General features: G+C 43.6%; 14 protein-coding genes. 10 read left to right on the forward strand and 4 right to left on the reverse strand.

The genetic code is table 11. From position 1 onward, the window contains the following. Positions 1-143: 143 nt before the first annotated feature. Both ACFFUV_RS20275 and ACFFUV_RS20280 read left to right on the forward strand, forming a co-directional pair. Positions 144-929, forward strand: coding sequence for a class I SAM-dependent methyltransferase (locus tag ACFFUV_RS20275; RefSeq protein WP_390196671.1), 786 nt, complete (start codon positions 144-146; stop codon positions 927-929). Positions 930-1,016: 87 nt separating this feature from the next. Further along, the gene (locus ACFFUV_RS20280; RefSeq protein ID WP_390196674.1) at positions 1,017-1,439 is read left to right on the forward strand and encodes a hypothetical protein; all 423 of its coding nucleotides are present in this window, start codon (positions 1,017-1,019) and stop codon (positions 1,437-1,439) included. Between the two features lie 60 nt (positions 1,440-1,499). On the opposite strand, the gene ACFFUV_RS20285 is transcribed toward ACFFUV_RS20280, so the two are convergent. Both ACFFUV_RS20285 and ACFFUV_RS20290 read right to left on the reverse strand, forming a co-directional pair. After that, positions 1,500-2,378 carry a carboxylate/amino acid/amine transporter gene (locus tag ACFFUV_RS20285; RefSeq protein ID WP_390196677.1) on the reverse strand — a complete coding sequence of 293 codons (879 nt, stop codon included), beginning with the start codon at positions 2,376-2,378 and terminating at the stop codon, positions 1,500-1,502. A 66-nt stretch (positions 2,379-2,444) separates the two neighbouring features. After that, positions 2,445-2,870 carry a universal stress protein gene (locus tag ACFFUV_RS20290; RefSeq protein WP_390196680.1) on the reverse strand — a complete coding sequence of 142 codons (426 nt, stop codon included), beginning with the start codon at positions 2,868-2,870 and terminating at the stop codon, positions 2,445-2,447. Between the two features lie 157 nt (positions 2,871-3,027). Here ACFFUV_RS20290 and ftnA point away from each other — a divergent pair, with 157 nt between their 5' ends. The 3 genes from ftnA (at position 3,028) to ACFFUV_RS20305 (ending at position 5,236) form a co-directional block, all read left to right on the forward strand. Further along, positions 3,028-3,555 (forward strand): non-heme ferritin, encoded by a 528-nt coding sequence (gene ftnA, locus ACFFUV_RS20295; protein WP_390196683.1) that lies wholly within the window; start codon positions 3,028-3,030, stop codon positions 3,553-3,555. Between the two features lie 72 nt (positions 3,556-3,627). Further along, positions 3,628-3,951 carry a universal stress protein UspB gene (uspB, locus tag ACFFUV_RS20300; RefSeq protein ID WP_390196688.1) on the forward strand — a complete coding sequence of 108 codons (324 nt, stop codon included), beginning with the start codon at positions 3,628-3,630 and terminating at the stop codon, positions 3,949-3,951. A gap of 97 nt (positions 3,952-4,048) precedes the next feature. Continuing rightward, a complete protein-coding gene (locus tag ACFFUV_RS20305; RefSeq protein WP_390196692.1) occupies positions 4,049-5,236 on the forward strand; it encodes a BaiN/RdsA family NAD(P)/FAD-dependent oxidoreductase in 1,188 nt (395 codons plus the stop codon). A gap of 66 nt (positions 5,237-5,302) precedes the next feature. Here ACFFUV_RS20305 and ACFFUV_RS20310 read toward each other — a convergent pair whose 3' ends face one another. Then, a complete protein-coding gene (locus tag ACFFUV_RS20310; protein ID WP_390196695.1) occupies positions 5,303-6,040 on the reverse strand; it encodes a hypothetical protein in 738 nt (245 codons plus the stop codon). 593 nt (positions 6,041-6,633) lie between these two features. Between ACFFUV_RS20310 and ACFFUV_RS20315 the strand changes: the two genes are divergently transcribed. The 4 genes from ACFFUV_RS20315 to ACFFUV_RS20330 all read left to right on the forward strand — a co-directional run bounded on the left by ACFFUV_RS20315 (position 6,634) and on the right by ACFFUV_RS20330 (position 11,578). Beyond that, positions 6,634-8,901, forward strand: a complete 2,268-nt coding sequence (locus ACFFUV_RS20315) for a T6SS phospholipase effector Tle1-like catalytic domain-containing protein (protein ID WP_390196698.1) — start codon at positions 6,634-6,636, stop codon at positions 8,899-8,901. 3 nt (positions 8,902-8,904) lie between these two features. After that, a complete protein-coding gene (locus ACFFUV_RS20320; RefSeq protein WP_390196700.1) occupies positions 8,905-9,708 on the forward strand; it encodes a DUF2931 family protein in 804 nt (267 codons plus the stop codon). Further along, positions 9,705-10,499, forward strand: coding sequence for a DUF2931 family protein (locus tag ACFFUV_RS20325; RefSeq protein ID WP_390196702.1), 795 nt, complete (start codon positions 9,705-9,707; stop codon positions 10,497-10,499). The genes ACFFUV_RS20320 and ACFFUV_RS20325 overlap by 4 nt, the downstream gene beginning before the upstream one ends. A 254-nt stretch (positions 10,500-10,753) precedes the next feature. Continuing rightward, positions 10,754-11,578: an HDOD domain-containing protein gene (locus tag ACFFUV_RS20330; protein ID WP_390196705.1), complete on the forward strand. Its 825-nt coding sequence runs from the start codon at positions 10,754-10,756 to the stop codon at positions 11,576-11,578. Here the strand turns inward: ACFFUV_RS20330 and ACFFUV_RS20335 are convergent. After that, positions 11,566-12,468: a DMT family transporter gene (locus ACFFUV_RS20335; RefSeq protein ID WP_390196708.1), complete on the reverse strand. Its 903-nt coding sequence runs from the start codon at positions 12,466-12,468 to the stop codon at positions 11,566-11,568. The genes ACFFUV_RS20330 and ACFFUV_RS20335 overlap by 13 nt on opposite strands. Positions 12,469-12,614: 146 nt before the next feature. Between ACFFUV_RS20335 and rmuC the strand changes: the two genes are divergently transcribed. After that, positions 12,615-14,147 carry a DNA recombination protein RmuC gene (gene rmuC, locus ACFFUV_RS20340; RefSeq protein WP_390196711.1) on the forward strand — a complete coding sequence of 511 codons (1,533 nt, stop codon included), beginning with the start codon at positions 12,615-12,617 and terminating at the stop codon, positions 14,145-14,147. Positions 14,148-14,161: the final 14 nt, after the last annotated feature.

Here is a 14,161-nt window from a genome sequence, read left to right on the forward strand (position 1 = left end):
ACCTTGTCTAGTTTCTCGACGTACTCAGTGTTAGTTGACAGTTTTTACCGTGAGAGAAATGAACGATTGCAAGCGTTGAGCTAGTCACATGATGAACAAATCCAGTACACTTAGCGTCTACTCATTTTTTGGAGCATGACCTTTTGCAGCTACAGTTGATTTGTGAATCCACCGCTTATGCTGATGATTTTAAGCAGACCATTCAACGCTGGGGATTACATCATTCAGAGATATCGCCCTTTGCACTGGTTCAGACAGAGCAACGTCTAGAATTACGTAAACTTGATGAGCCTAAGTTAGGGGCTATTTATGTTGATTTGGTTAGTGGAGCGGTCGCACATCGTCGTAAATTTGGTGGTGGAAAAGGTCAGGCGATTGCGAAAGCGGTTGGATTGAATAAGGGAGTTTTGCCCACGGTATTGGATGGCACGGCGGGGCTAGGGCGTGATGCGTTTGTATTGGCCTCTCTTGGGTGTCAGGTTCAGATGTTAGAGCGTCATCCTGTGGTTGCTGCGTTATTGGATGATGGGTTAAAACGTGCGAAGCGAGACCCTGAAATTGGTGGATGGGTAACACAGCGTATGTCGCTTTTGCATGCGTCAAGCCATGATGCATTGCATCGTTTGCAAGAGGATCCCTCTTTTGTTCAACCCGACGTGGTGTATTTGGATCCGATGTACCCACACCCAGAGAACAAAAAGAAATCGGCATTAGTGAAAAAAGAGATGCGCGTATTTCAATCTTTAGTGGGCGCAGATGTTGATGCTGATGCTTTATTAGAACCTGCGTTAACCCTTGCGAGCAAAAGGGTGGTCGTCAAAAGGCCAGACTATGCGCATTGGCTCGCGGAGCAGAAACCAACAATGGCAATTGAGACCAAGAAAAACCGCTTTGATGTTTATGTGAATGCCGCCATGGGTGAGTCATAGACCATTTTAATTGTTTGATGCTTGCGTCATTCGATTCTCTGAGATATACCTAACTAAGAATCATTATTATTTGTAGTTAGGTGTTGCATGAGCAAGCGTCTATGTAAAATGAATCACCGTGAAATTCGCAGTGAGTTAGGTGACATTGAAAAGTTAGTGACCAAGCCGAATTTTATGTGTCTGTCTTGTGCTCGTAGTTCGAGTGACAAAGCATCACTGTGCAAAGCAAAGGCGCTTACTGCGTCTGAAGCGATTCCTATCACGGTACTTGAGCCAGCTAAGACAAACAATCAACCCATGCTCGTTGAAATGTCACCGAAAAAAGCTAAACAGCAGAAGAAAGCGCTAAAAAAAGCGAAAAAGCGTGACAAGAAATTACATAAGCTGCTCAAAGCGCAGCGCAAGTTAGTGAAGAAACAGCAGAAATTACACCGCCAATTGACCAAACTTGAACAGGGTGTAACGATGACCAGCTCGCCATCGGGTGAGGCCAACCTCGCGCTCCATTGATACTTCGTCATAGATAAAAAAGCCCGCTTAACGCGGGCTTTTACTTTGTTCTTAATTCGATTAAGAATGCTGGAGTTTGTTCTCCACACGATTCTTAACCCAAGTTTCATTAAACCATAACGACAACACAATAACAGCGCCACCTAACGCCAAGCGCAGTAGGTCGACATCACGGTTCCAAATTAAAATATTAACAATAAGACCTGCGGGTACCAGTGCATTATTCATTACCGCCAGGGCGCCTGCGTTGACCATCGTTGCGCCTTTATTCCAAGCAAAATAGCCCAGGCCTGATGCAACAACACCGAGATAGACCAAAATGCTCCATTGAGTGGTTGTGGTTGGCAGTTTTTCTGGATTACCGAGTAATGCAAAGGCGACCAACGCGACACATAGCCCACCTAAGTAGAAATAACCGAAGATAGAGCGCTGAGGAAGGTCTGTGGTTTCGGTTTCCATGATGTATTTATAGCCGACTTGACCGAGCGCGAAACAGATATTTGCGCCTTGGACCACTAAAAAGCCAAGCAGAAAGTTTTCATTAACGCCTGAAAATTTAATGATCGCTGCTCCCGACACCGCGATAGCTGCGGTCACTAAATACCATGCTGAAAAACGACCTTTAAGCAAGTCGTAAACCAAGGTGACGTAAATAGGAGTAAATACCGTAAACAAAAGAACTTCAGGGACGGAGAGCAGGAGAAATGACTGATAGTAAAAACAGTACATTAATCCAAGCTGTAACCCACCAACGACCATGAGTTTCATGATCAGTGATTTACTTACGCCACGGAATTTTATGAAGGGAAGAAAGACTAAACTGGCTAACGCAACACGCATTAATACCGAAAACCAAGAGTCAACTTGACCAGCAAGGTAAACGCCGATCAAGCTGAATGAAAATGCCCAAAGTAGGGTGACTGCAGATAAGTACGCCATAATAAATTAGTTAAGTATTATTGAAATTTATTGGTGTTGGCAGTCTACCCGAGTTTATCTGTGGGGTCAGTCTTTAATCGGCACGACCAGTAGATCGACAGGAGTACAATTCATTAACTGACGAGTTGAAGAGAGAATTTTGCTCCAGAAATCTTGATGATGCCCACACACCACAAGATCAACATGAAATTCCTTAATGCTATCACACAGCTCATTGCCGAGATCACCACTGGCAACCAAGGTATGCTTAATCGGATATTGAGCATACTTTGTGAGCTTTTGCAGTTGCTCTTGAGAGGTTTCCATCGACTGAGATTGTGTTTCGGCTAAGTTGATATCCACCAGCCCTGTATAAAGCTCTGCGTAGTTGACATCGATATGAATAAACGAGACGTCCGCATTCAGCGGTTTGGCAAGGCACACCGCTTTGTCGATCAGAGTTTTACTGTCTTCTGAAAGATCAATGGCAACCAATATATGTTTATAGCCCATGGTGTAATCTCCTTGTAGGTGAATACTTCAAGATTAGCATCGCACTAAAAGGAAATTTGCCGCAATGATCCCAGATCCAAATTTCGAAAACAAAGTATTAAAGTGAAAATCTGTTAGAGTAACAACAAGCACATAGCGTAATTTCAGGAGTGACAAAATGCTTGCACAAGCGATGGTCGATCAACTCAATGATCAAATTAATCTCGAATTTTTTTCATCCAATCTATACTTACAGATGAGTGCTTGGTGTGAAGATAAAGGTTTTGAAGGCGCAGCAGAGTTCCTACGGGTCCATGCAGCAGAAGAGATGGAGCACATGCAACGCTTATTCACCTATGTGAGTGAGACGGGCTCAATGCCGATTCTTGGTGCGATCGCCGCCCCTAAACATGAGTTCGAAAGTTTAGGTGAGGTGTTTCGTGAAACCTTCCAACATGAGCAAATGATTACAGAACAAATCAACAAGCTCGCTCATGTTGCGTTTACCAGCCAAGACTACTCAACGTTCAACTTCTTGCAGTGGTACGTAGCGGAGCAGCACGAGGAAGAGAAGTTGTTTAAAGGGATTTTAGACAAGCTAGAACTGGTGGGTGAAGATGGCAAAGCGCTGTTCTTTATCGACAAGGATCTAGCGATGATGGCAAAAGGCAGTTCATCGTCTGTCATGGATGCTCCAGCTGAATAACTTCAGTGAGAAATGACGCGTAGGTTGTCGGGTTTCTCTTGAGCATTGATAGCACGATGTAGGGAGGAGAAGATGATCAGTGGAGATACGATTCTATTTGCGCTATTGGTTGTGACCGCTGTAAACATGGTTCGGTACTTTACCGCTTTACGCTCGCTTATTTATATTATGCGTGAAGCCCATCCACTACTGTATCAACAGGTGGATGGTGGTGGCTTTTTTACGACCCATGGCAATGTCACCAAACAAGTGCGTTTATACCATTATTTGAAGAGTAAAGAGTACCATCACCATCATGACCCAGTATTTACGGGCAAATGTGATCGCGTGAGAGAACTCTTCGTGCTGTCGATAGCCTTGCTCTGTGTCACTTTGTTGGCCTCACTGATTTTATAACGCCGATTGGCAAGTATTCCATTTGCCGTTAAAATGCGCGTAATTTGCTAAGGATGTGCACCGCACATCCTTTTTTATTGCCTTTGGATAAGTAGTCATGAGTGAACAATTTGATGTCATTGTTATCGGTGCTGGTGCGGCTGGTTTAATGTGTGCAGCGCAAGCAGGTAAGCGAGGACGACGCGTTCTGGTGCTTGACCATGCGAAAAAACCAGGACGTAAAATTCTGATTTCTGGCGGTGGAAGATGTAATTTCACCAACTATGATGTATCGGCAAACAACTACTTATGCAGCAATCCCCATTTCGTTAAGTCTGCTCTATCACAATACACCAACTGGGACTTCATCTCCCTAGTCAGTAAATATGGTATCGAGTTCGAAGAGCGTGAACATGGGCAACTATTCTGTGTCGATAGCGCCAAAGATATCGTTAAAATGCTGCTTGATGAGTGTACGCTTACTAACATTGAATTTCGATACCAACAACAAGTCGACGCAATTGAAGCGCTGGATTCGGGGTTTGCGCTACAAGCAAACCATCACTCGTTACAATGCCAATCTTTGGTGATTGCAACCGGTGGGCTCTCGATGCCAAAACTTGGAGCGACGCCGTTCGGCTACAAAGTGGCTGAGCAATTTGGGCTCGCGGTAAAACCAACCTGCGCGGCGTTGGTGCCATTTACTTTGCATAAGCAAGATAAAGAAGATTTTGCTGAGCTATCGGGGATCGCCATTCCCAGTGAAATTACCGCCGAGGACGGCACCGTGTTTAAAGAAGCTCTGCTATTTACTCATCGCGGTTTATCGGGGCCTGCTGTCCTACAAATTTCTTCATTTTGGCGTGCTGGGCAGTCAGTGACGATTAACTTAGTTCCTGATACTGACGTTAACGAGTTACTGAGTTGCTCTCGTGAGAAACATCCAAACCAAAGCTTGAAGAATACGTTGAGTAAGGTATTACCCAAACGCCTTATCGAAGTATTGATAGAGCGTAATGAACTGCACGACAAACCGCTGAAGCAGTTTAATGAAAAGCAATTGGCAGCCATCACTGAGTATCTCGAGCAATGGAGCATTGCACCCAATGGTACAGAAGGTTATCGAACGGCCGAGGTGACGTTAGGTGGGGTTGATACCGATGCTATTTCCTCCAAAACGATGGAATGTAAATCTTTTCCAGGTCTGTACTTTATTGGCGAGGTAATGGACGTTACTGGTTGGTTAGGTGGCTATAATTTTCAGTGGTGTTGGAGTTCGGGTTATGTCGCTGGACAGTGGGTTTAACATGGTCTCTAAACAAACATCTTGTTCTAAAAATACTGACTGATTGGGTTTCTTTTTTCCGTGTGTTTAATGTCGAATATACTGTGAGCTATTCAGCGCTGCGAGCAATGCGTAGGTTGAGTTAGTACTCAGTTCTACTTCGAGTTGATACTGGGTTTGTGACTGCATCAGTTCGCTCTGGTGATGGCGATTGCCTATCCAACCTTGAGCCAGTATGGCAATAAAGACGATGTATACTAAATAGCGGGTTTGGCGTGATACACAGAGGTCGAGTCGGCTGGTGGCGTTGTATATCTCAGATGCAACCTTTGATAAAAAGTACAAAGCAATAAACGTGACCGTTAGAGTTAGACTGGCGTTTTTTAAGATCCATAGAAACGGGTGATGTGCCAAGTTTGGGTCGGTAATGAATTGCGGCACAAAGCGTACATGCGATGACGTAATAAGGCTCGGCGTCATTATCTCTAATCCGGCGATTAAGCAGCTTACACCAATAAGATAGAGGCGATACACGTTCTGTGCGTAGCAGCGAAGCTCGGTCATTTTCGATAGTAATAGCAATACTGCAGCCGGAGCAAATAAATAGCTCATGGTGTGTAAATCAATATTTAAACCATCAATGAATATCGATAAGTACCCATTAACGGAATGAGGTAGTGACGATTGGGTCAAATAAAGGAGAGTTCGCGAAAGTGCAAAAATCGTTAGGTTCAGGACAAAGAAGGTCACTAAGGTAAACAGCCGACTGAGAGATATCGGTTGGGCGAAAACCTGTCTAAATTTTGAATGAATAATAATGTGCACAATCGTCTTCCTGTTGTTGCTAGCTAAAAGCATTGGCCTCAATATTTATATCGACACATAACAGCAAAGGCTTAGCTGGTTTTCGTTCACGACATGAATTTGTTATATCGAGTGCTGGATCTTTAACTGTCCCATGCAGATAGAGTCCTTTTTTACCTAAAGATTCCCCATGATCAGAACATTATTCAATGTCACTACGATTACAGAGTGGGCTAAATTGACCCACACTTTTCGAGTAATGTTACTAATAGGTTGGATCATGACTGGCGATAGGATGCAAAACCAACGGCTTGTGGTGTACGTCTTGAGTAATTAAATTGCTCAGCGTGTTTGATAATTAGCTATCAAAGACTGAATATTGCTCCTATAAACTTAAGATTTGCTTAAGTTGCCCAAATGGGAGACGTAAATTTTGTGATGGTGAAATAGCGTTCAATAAGTTGGTATTCCATCCAATTTATTAGCGGAATTTCCAAAAAGTTGCGATAAATTATACTGTTTTCATTTTAACCAATTGAATTTAAATGGCTTACCGATTGGCTTAAAAATTGCTCATAGTCATGAATGGTCTATTTATCGATTTGATGATTACTATGAGCTATCCCTTTCCACCGAAAAACTCTATTCACTGGCTAACCAGCCCATATTCTTATGACGATGCGGTTTCTGAGTACGATGCTAATGGGCATTTACTTAACTTAACCGATCAACCAGACACGGTTTCTGATGACTTAGCGGGTTCACCGCCTGAGCGCAGCATGTTTTGGGAAGGGGAAACTCAACCTGTTGATCCCGTGAGTGGGGAACCCGTGCACTGGATAGAGGTACGTTTTGTCGATGAATACAATCAGCCGCTTAACCATCTTTTTGGGCAGTTAACCGATGCCGAAGGCAAACAATATCCGATACGTGTGTCGAGCTTACCACTGTACAAGCGCTATATCGCCGCAGGCCCGGTGACGATTAAATTTGATAATCAATCCTGGTTTGATTGCGTTGAAAACCGTAAATCCAATTTAGATGGTGATGACCCGGTACAAACTTGGCTCGATGAAAATCCACTCGGTGAGAGGGCGACACCGATAAAGCGCTTAAATGCTACAGCGGGAGATTTTGTTGATTTAGAACCGAATCAGCAACTAGCTCCGCGCCATCAAGCAGGGCAAGCGGAAGAGATCATTCTGGAAGCGGATCACAGCTATCTGGTTCGTGTGCAGGGTTTTAACTACATTAACTTACGTATTGGCGTCTTTTTTGATGGTACCGCCAATAATACTTACAGCGCACAATGGGGCAAAGCTCAGCTCGATGCTTATGCGCCGCAGTGGAGCATAAAATACCGTCAGGCATGCCAACAAGTTGCTGAGCAAAATGACAATCAACCGGTTTTACCGAAAGATTTGCCCAATGAGTGCTTTCTTCCGCCATTGCATGAAGCGTTTGTCTGGCCTTGGAATCGGCAAGCGTTTTCAGGGAGCGCTGCCAATGAACCAACCAATGTTCAGAAAATGCATGATTTATATCTTGATTATGAAGAGCAACGAGATCTGTTAACGTCTGAATTGGAATATCGACATAAAGTCTATATTACAGGAATTGGAACGGGGAATGATAAAGTGATTGCGCCAGCAGATGAGTCGGTATTTCCTGCGCAGGCTCTTGGAACTGGGGAATATGGCGTGGTTGCAAAGGTTGAAACGGCCATTCAAGAAATTGAAAATAATATCAATGAAGAAATTTCAGATAAGATAAAAAGAGCACAACTTCCTCTTTTAGATGGAATTAAAAGCATTGTTTTTGATGTGTTTGGTTTTAGTCGCGGAGCTGCCGCTGCGCGTCATTTTGTTAATATTATTAGTGATGGCAAACAGAGCCCTCTGGCGAAAAAAGTCCAATCAGCGTTAGAGGAGAACCAACTCTTACTTGCCACGGGCTTTAATTGGCAAAAGTCTTATTGGCAAGCCGAGTTTGTTGGTATTTTTGATACCGTCGCATCGGTGGTGGATATTTTGGATTTTGATTTTTCCACACAAAACCGCGATAACGGCGATGTCCGTTTATGGCTCGATCCGAACTATGTGGATACCGCCGTTCACTTGACCGCGAAGGAGACATCGGAATATCGAGAGAACTTCTCGTTAAACCGTTTAAATCTCGCACGCGGTTCTGGCGCTAATTTTATTGAACTTGCCCTGCCTGGAGCCCATTCGGATATTGGTGGTGGCTATCATGCTCGCGGCGCACAAACCGATAACGATTATCTACTGCCACTATTTGAAAATATCACCATAGCCCGTACCTCGCGCCGATTAGGTGAAGATTTAAGTTTTGAAGTGGAGGCAAGAAAAGCCTTTTTGGCGAAAAAGATGGAGCAATGCAAACAAAGAGAAGCCGCTAATTTCTGGCCACTATATGACCCTGAAAAGCACTTTACCGTGGTGACCGGTCAGCAAAACGTGGGTAAACAAATTGAAGTATTTGCTGAGCTTAAATTAATACGAGTCGTGGAAGGGGATTTATCTCGACTATATTTACGGCTTATGTTCGGGCTAGCCAAATACTATGGTGTTAGATTTTCTCCCCTATTGGAAGAGGTTTGGGAGGATGACACGAAAGATTATTTCCATGTTCAAAGATATATTGGTGATTTAGATTTTGGAAATCTTGCCCAAGAGGTATTAGATTTTGCCCAACAAGGGGTTGTTCATCCCAAATTAACCTCCCATCAATTCCATCTGGATTTAATGCGTAATAATCTGATTCATCACTCTGCCTCTAATGCAATTGGTATGGGGCCGAATCAAATAGAAGGTCGCAGTCAATATGCACGCAAATATCTACCATGCCATCCTGGAGAATAAGAAATGATACTAAAACTAGCGCGAACATTATTTATTTTAACGAGCTGGTGGTTGAGTGTTTCTAGCTTCGCTTTTAGTTCCGTTCCCGAATTACCTAAAGACTTTAAACCTTGGCGAATTGGTGTCTCAATGCCAAGTTTTTATCCGGTAAAGGTGAGCAAAGCTTATGGAGTGAATGAAAAGCAGGATTGGACGGTGTTAATGCATAACCACATGTCATACATGGGAGCGAGTCAGCTTTCCAACGTTCGTAGCGCGATACCGGATTATGATGGCTTTGGCCTACCACTCATACCTGGCTCTTCGATGTTGAGACAAATTGGACGTATGGAGCAACTACCGGATACTATTTATTTATATTGGGTTTCTCTATTTAATCAGCGTTTTTTCGTAACTCAATATCAGATTCCTGAAGAAGTAAAACAGCGAATGATGATTCCTCATCCAATTAGCTATAACGAAACCCGTTCCTGTTATGAAACTTATCTGTATTTCGGCTTAATGCCCAATGGGCAGGCGAAGATTTGGCAAGGAGGATGTGATGGTTTTACCTTTATCGAAGAGGTGCCTCCGACTCGAGAAATGCAGAAAGATACAAGTGGTCATGACGCAGAAGCCTATTATCGAAATTATCATGATAAACTTCAACAACGTGCTAGTTCTGAAGGGATTACTTTAGACCCAATTCCATGGGAGAAGGTCAATCACGTTTTCTATTACGATGAAGAAATCGCTTACCAAGCCAATCTAGAAAGGATGAGGCAAAAATCTGCAGAGATAATCAGACGCAATGCTGAAAATAAATGATGAAATGCTTTATTGGTTTAATAGGCTTAGTCATCGCAGCGAGTAGAGTGTTTGCATTTAGTTCTGTGCCTGAACTGCCCGAAGACTTTAAACCTTGGCGAATTGGTATCTCAATGCCAAGTTTTTATCCGGTAAAGGTGACCAAGGCTTATGGAGTAAATGAAGAGCAGGATTGGACGGTGTTAATGCATAACCATACGTCATACCTGGGAGCGAGTGAACTTTCCAATGTTCGCAGTGCGATACCGGATTATGATGGCTTTGGCCTACCACTCATACCTGGCTCTTCGATGTTGAACCAAATTGGAAGTATGGCACAGCTGCCGGATACTATTTATTTATATTGGGTTTCGCTATTTAATCAGCGTTTTTTCGTAACTCAATATCAGATTCCTGAAGAAGTAAAACAACGAATGATGATTCCTCATCCTATTAGCTATAACAAAACCCGTTCCTGTTATGAAACTTATCTGTATTTCGGCTTAATGCCCAATGGGCAGGCGAAGGTTTGGCAAGGAGGGTGTGATGGTTTTACCTTTATCGAAGAGGTGCCACCGACTCGGGAAATGCAGAAAGATACGGATGGTTTTGATGTTCAAGTATATGTGGAAAGTTATAAAAATATGCTCAAAGAACGAGCGAGATCTGAAGGTATTACTATCGTTCCTATTCCATGGGAGAAGGTCAACCACGTTTTCTATTACGATAAAGAAATCGCTTACCAAGCCAATCTAGAAAGGATGAGGCAAAAATCTGCAGAGATAATCAGACGCAACGCTGAAAATAAATAATAAAATGGGTATTTGGCTTTTCTCGGTAAAGACTCCTTTTGGGGGGGATTATGTTTCATGTGAAACTTCGCTGTTATTTTGACCATTTACCCATTGCTTCACCACGCGTTATTGCGGTTGTGATAGCAGAAAGTATTTTGTGATTTGTGACTCACCAATAGTGATCCAACTACGATAAAAGTCGTAGTTTTTGCGCTTATAACTCCTCTTTGTGTTCTATATTTACTCAAGGTAACGCATAAGGAGCGCGCGATATGAGCCATGAAGTGATGATTTCTCGAATCAACGAACTGCCTCGCATAGAAAGTGTGATGCAAGAGCTCTTAGAGATGGTTAATCGGGATACTATTAACTTCAGCGAGCTAGCACGAAAAATGTCGATGGACCAAGTGATCTCAGCGCGCGTGTTACGCATGGCGAATTCGGCACAATTTGGTGGAGTCAAAGGCGTTTCCAATATTAATGATGCCATTATCCGCGTCGGTGCGGGGGCGATTCGTACTCTGGTTTCTTCGTCGATTCTCGCCACGACTTTTCCTAAACTCGATACCCTCAATATTAAAGATTACTGGGCCGATACGTTTGAAATTGCCACTATCGCCAGTACGTTAGCTAAGCGTAGCCAACTGGATTTTAATGAAGTTTTTACCACAGGCGTATTGCATAACATTGGCGAACTGATGATCCATTCATTGGTCCCTGATAAAGCTCAAGAAATCATGCGCCGTGTTGAAGAGGGCGAAAGCGTCATCAAAGCGCAGCATGCTGTATTAGAGACGGATGCGCAGCAGCTTGGCGCAGTGCTCGCGGAAAGCTGGAAGTTCCCACAAGAGATGGTGGATGCGATAGCTAACGTAAATCATCCCGGCAAAGCCACTCAGTCAAAACGTATTGCTTGCGTGCTGTATCTGGCGCGAGATATTCATCATCATTGGGATTCTATGTTGGGGGAGACGCAAAAGCAGGCATACCTTGACGAGCACCCAGCAGCAAAAGCGTTGCATATCCCTAATAACATGGCTGAGGTCATTGATGAGGTCCGTGGTCAAGGTAGCGAATTAGCCTATCAGCTATTTTGAGTCTTTAAGGGACGTTTAGAAAAGCGCCACTGTTGGACGACGAGTCCCATAATAATCAAAATCAGGCCAATTAATGTGGTCCAATGAATCTCTTCACCGATAATCGTGGCTAATAAGAACAGCGAAATAAAGGGTGAGGCAAAAATTAAGTTGCTGATTTTGGCTGTGTTGGTGGTCAGTTTTAATGCTGTAAGCCAAAGTACAAAAGTTACCCCCATTTCAAACAGGCCAACGTAAGTCACCGCTAACCAACCTTTGTGGGTGATCTTCCAAGCGCTTCCTTCCCACCAACAAAGCATCGCTGCAAAGGGGAGCGCAACCAAAAAGCCCAGTAGTACGCCAATGATCGGGTCAGCCTTATTTTTAGTGTTAAGAATCCAGTATCCAGCCCACAGTAATGTGGATAACAGAGCGAGTCCAACACCGAATGGGCTATCAAATTGCATATTTAATAAGGCGCCCTTAGTCGCAATCACGATCACGCCAAAATAGCTTAGTGCGCAGGCAATCCAATCTTGGCGACGAATTTTTTGCCCCAAGAATACCGCGGCCATTAAGGTCAGGGTAATGGCCCAACTGTAATTAATGGTTTGTGCCTGAGAAGCGGGAAGAAGGTCATAAGCCTTAAATAAAATAATGTAATACGCCAATGGGTTAATCAGCCCAAGCAGGAGGTAATACCATGGGTTGGCGCTGAACGTTGATGCAATAAGATGCCCTTTACCTTGAGCTAGGCAAATAATCATAAGTACTGTTGCTGAAACGGCACTGGCGACACTCAGCATTTGTATTGGTGTAAATTCCGCTAGTGTCAATTTGAAGGCTGTGGCCACCGTTGACCAAAGTAATACAGCGGCAATACCAAAAGCCAAGGCTCGGCGCTCGTTCATTACATATCCTTATTTAAATGAAGAAGAGAAACAAGTGGGGATGGAAGCCAGTCTAGCGACTCTCTATAAAGGTAACAAACTGGACATTTATCCAGTATCGAAATACCATTTAAGTGGATGGTTTTAGTTAAGGTAACTCTCAGATTATGCAATGGATTCTTGAATATCAAAGCCTACTGATTAGTGCGGTGAGTGGATTGGTCATCGGTGGCGCCAGTATTGGTTGGTGGGTAAAGCAAAAGATGCAGTTTCAATTGCAATTGGCTGAGCAACAACTGCAATCGCAAAAGCAGCTGTTTGAAAGCCAAACGCTCTCCTTAAATAAAGAGTTATCCGCTGCACAGCAAGAGCTTGAAGAGTTGGATAGCGAGCGTGATAAAGCGGCATTTGAACTAAAGCAAGCACACGGTAAGTTAATGGCTGTGATGGAAAAACTTCGGTATTTTGACGCTGTAAAACAAGAGCGCCAGCAATATGCTGATGAAGTGAATCAACTTCGCGAAGAAAAATCGCAACTGCAAGCCGAGCGTCGAGAACAAGAAGCTCGTCATCAAGAGGAGAGTAAATCTAATCAAGACAAACTCAAGTTACTGGAACAAGCTGAAGAACGTTTGAAGCAACAATTTGAACATCTCGCCAATCAACTGTTTGAAGTCAAAACCGCTAAGGTCGACCAACAAAACCGTCAAAGTCTTGAAGGAATATTGAGTCCATTAAAAGATCAATTGGAAGGCTTTAAAAAACAAGTTAATGATAACTTCAATCAAGAAGCGAAAGAGCGTCATACTCTGGTGCATGAATTGAAGAATCTTCAGCGCCTCAATGAACAGATAACTCTAGAAGCGGTGAACTTAACTCAAGCGCTAAAAGGTGACAACAAGCAGCAAGGAAACTGGGGGGAAGTGGTTCTGGCCCGCGTGCTGGCTGAATCAGGGCTGCGTGAAGGGCATGAATATCAAACTCAGGTTAGCTTGCAAAATGACGCTGGCAAGCGCTATCAGCCTGATGTGATTGTTCATCTGCCGCAAAATAAGCAGGTCGTGATTGATTCTAAAATGGCACTGGTTGCCTACGAGCGTTATTTTAACGCTGAAACCGATACGCAGCGTGAACGGGCACTGAATGACCACCTACTCGCACTGCGTGCGCATATCAAAGGGTTAAGTAATAAAGATTACCATCAGCTGAAAGGTATTCAGAGCTTAGACTATGTGCTGATGTTTATTCCGGTTGAACCGGCTTTCCAAGTCGCTATTCAAGCTGATCCTAGTTTAGTGAAAGATGCCATGGACCAAAATATCATTTTGGTCAGTCCAACCACCTTGCTGGTGGCATTGAGAACCATTGATAACCTGTGGCGTAACGAGCGTCAGAGCCAGAATGCAAAGCACATCGCGGAACGTGCCAGCAAACTCTATGACAAATTGAGACTGTTTGTTGATGATATGGAGAATCTTGGTAGTGCGTTAGATAAAGCGAACCAAAGTTACCAAGGTGCGATGAATAAGCTCGTTACTGGGCGTGGTAACGCCATTCGTCAGGCGGAAAGCTTTAAACAGCTTGGGGTTGAAGTGAAGCGTTCTATTTCGCCCAATCTGACTGAATTAGCTGAAAATACCGCTTTAACCGAAAATGATTCTTTCGTAGAAAGACATCGTGCGGAGGATAAAGTAAACTAATCGTCCGCAGCCTA

It is taken from the genome of Vibrio olivae (genome assembly GCF_042428525.1).
Lineage (GTDB): Bacteria > Pseudomonadota > Gammaproteobacteria > Enterobacterales > Vibrionaceae > Vibrio > Vibrio olivae.

Excerpts from the sequence above, each read along its gene's own strand:
- ACFFUV_RS20280 (WP_390196674.1), top strand. The coding sequence starts at position 1,017 with ATGAGCAAGCGTCTATGTAAAATGAATCACCGTGAAATTCGCAGTGAG.
- ACFFUV_RS20285 (WP_390196677.1), bottom strand. The coding sequence starts at position 2,378 with ATGGCGTACTTATCTGCAGTCACCCTACTTTGGGCATTTTCATTCAGC.
- ACFFUV_RS20290 (WP_390196680.1), bottom strand. The coding sequence starts at position 2,870 with ATGGGCTATAAACATATATTGGTTGCCATTGATCTTTCAGAAGACAGT.
- ftnA (WP_390196683.1), top strand. The coding sequence starts at position 3,028 with ATGCTTGCACAAGCGATGGTCGATCAACTCAATGATCAAATTAATCTC.
- uspB (WP_390196688.1), top strand. The coding sequence starts at position 3,628 with ATGATCAGTGGAGATACGATTCTATTTGCGCTATTGGTTGTGACCGCT.
- ACFFUV_RS20305 (WP_390196692.1), top strand. The coding sequence starts at position 4,049 with ATGAGTGAACAATTTGATGTCATTGTTATCGGTGCTGGTGCGGCTGGT.
- ACFFUV_RS20315 (WP_390196698.1), top strand. The coding sequence starts at position 6,634 with ATGAGCTATCCCTTTCCACCGAAAAACTCTATTCACTGGCTAACCAGC.
- ACFFUV_RS20320 (WP_390196700.1), top strand. The coding sequence starts at position 8,905 with ATGATACTAAAACTAGCGCGAACATTATTTATTTTAACGAGCTGGTGG.
- ACFFUV_RS20325 (WP_390196702.1), top strand. The coding sequence starts at position 9,705 with ATGATGAAATGCTTTATTGGTTTAATAGGCTTAGTCATCGCAGCGAGT.
- ACFFUV_RS20330 (WP_390196705.1), top strand. The coding sequence starts at position 10,754 with ATGAGCCATGAAGTGATGATTTCTCGAATCAACGAACTGCCTCGCATA.
- ACFFUV_RS20335 (WP_390196708.1), bottom strand. The coding sequence starts at position 12,468 with ATGAACGAGCGCCGAGCCTTGGCTTTTGGTATTGCCGCTGTATTACTT.
- rmuC (WP_390196711.1), top strand. The coding sequence starts at position 12,615 with ATGCAATGGATTCTTGAATATCAAAGCCTACTGATTAGTGCGGTGAGT.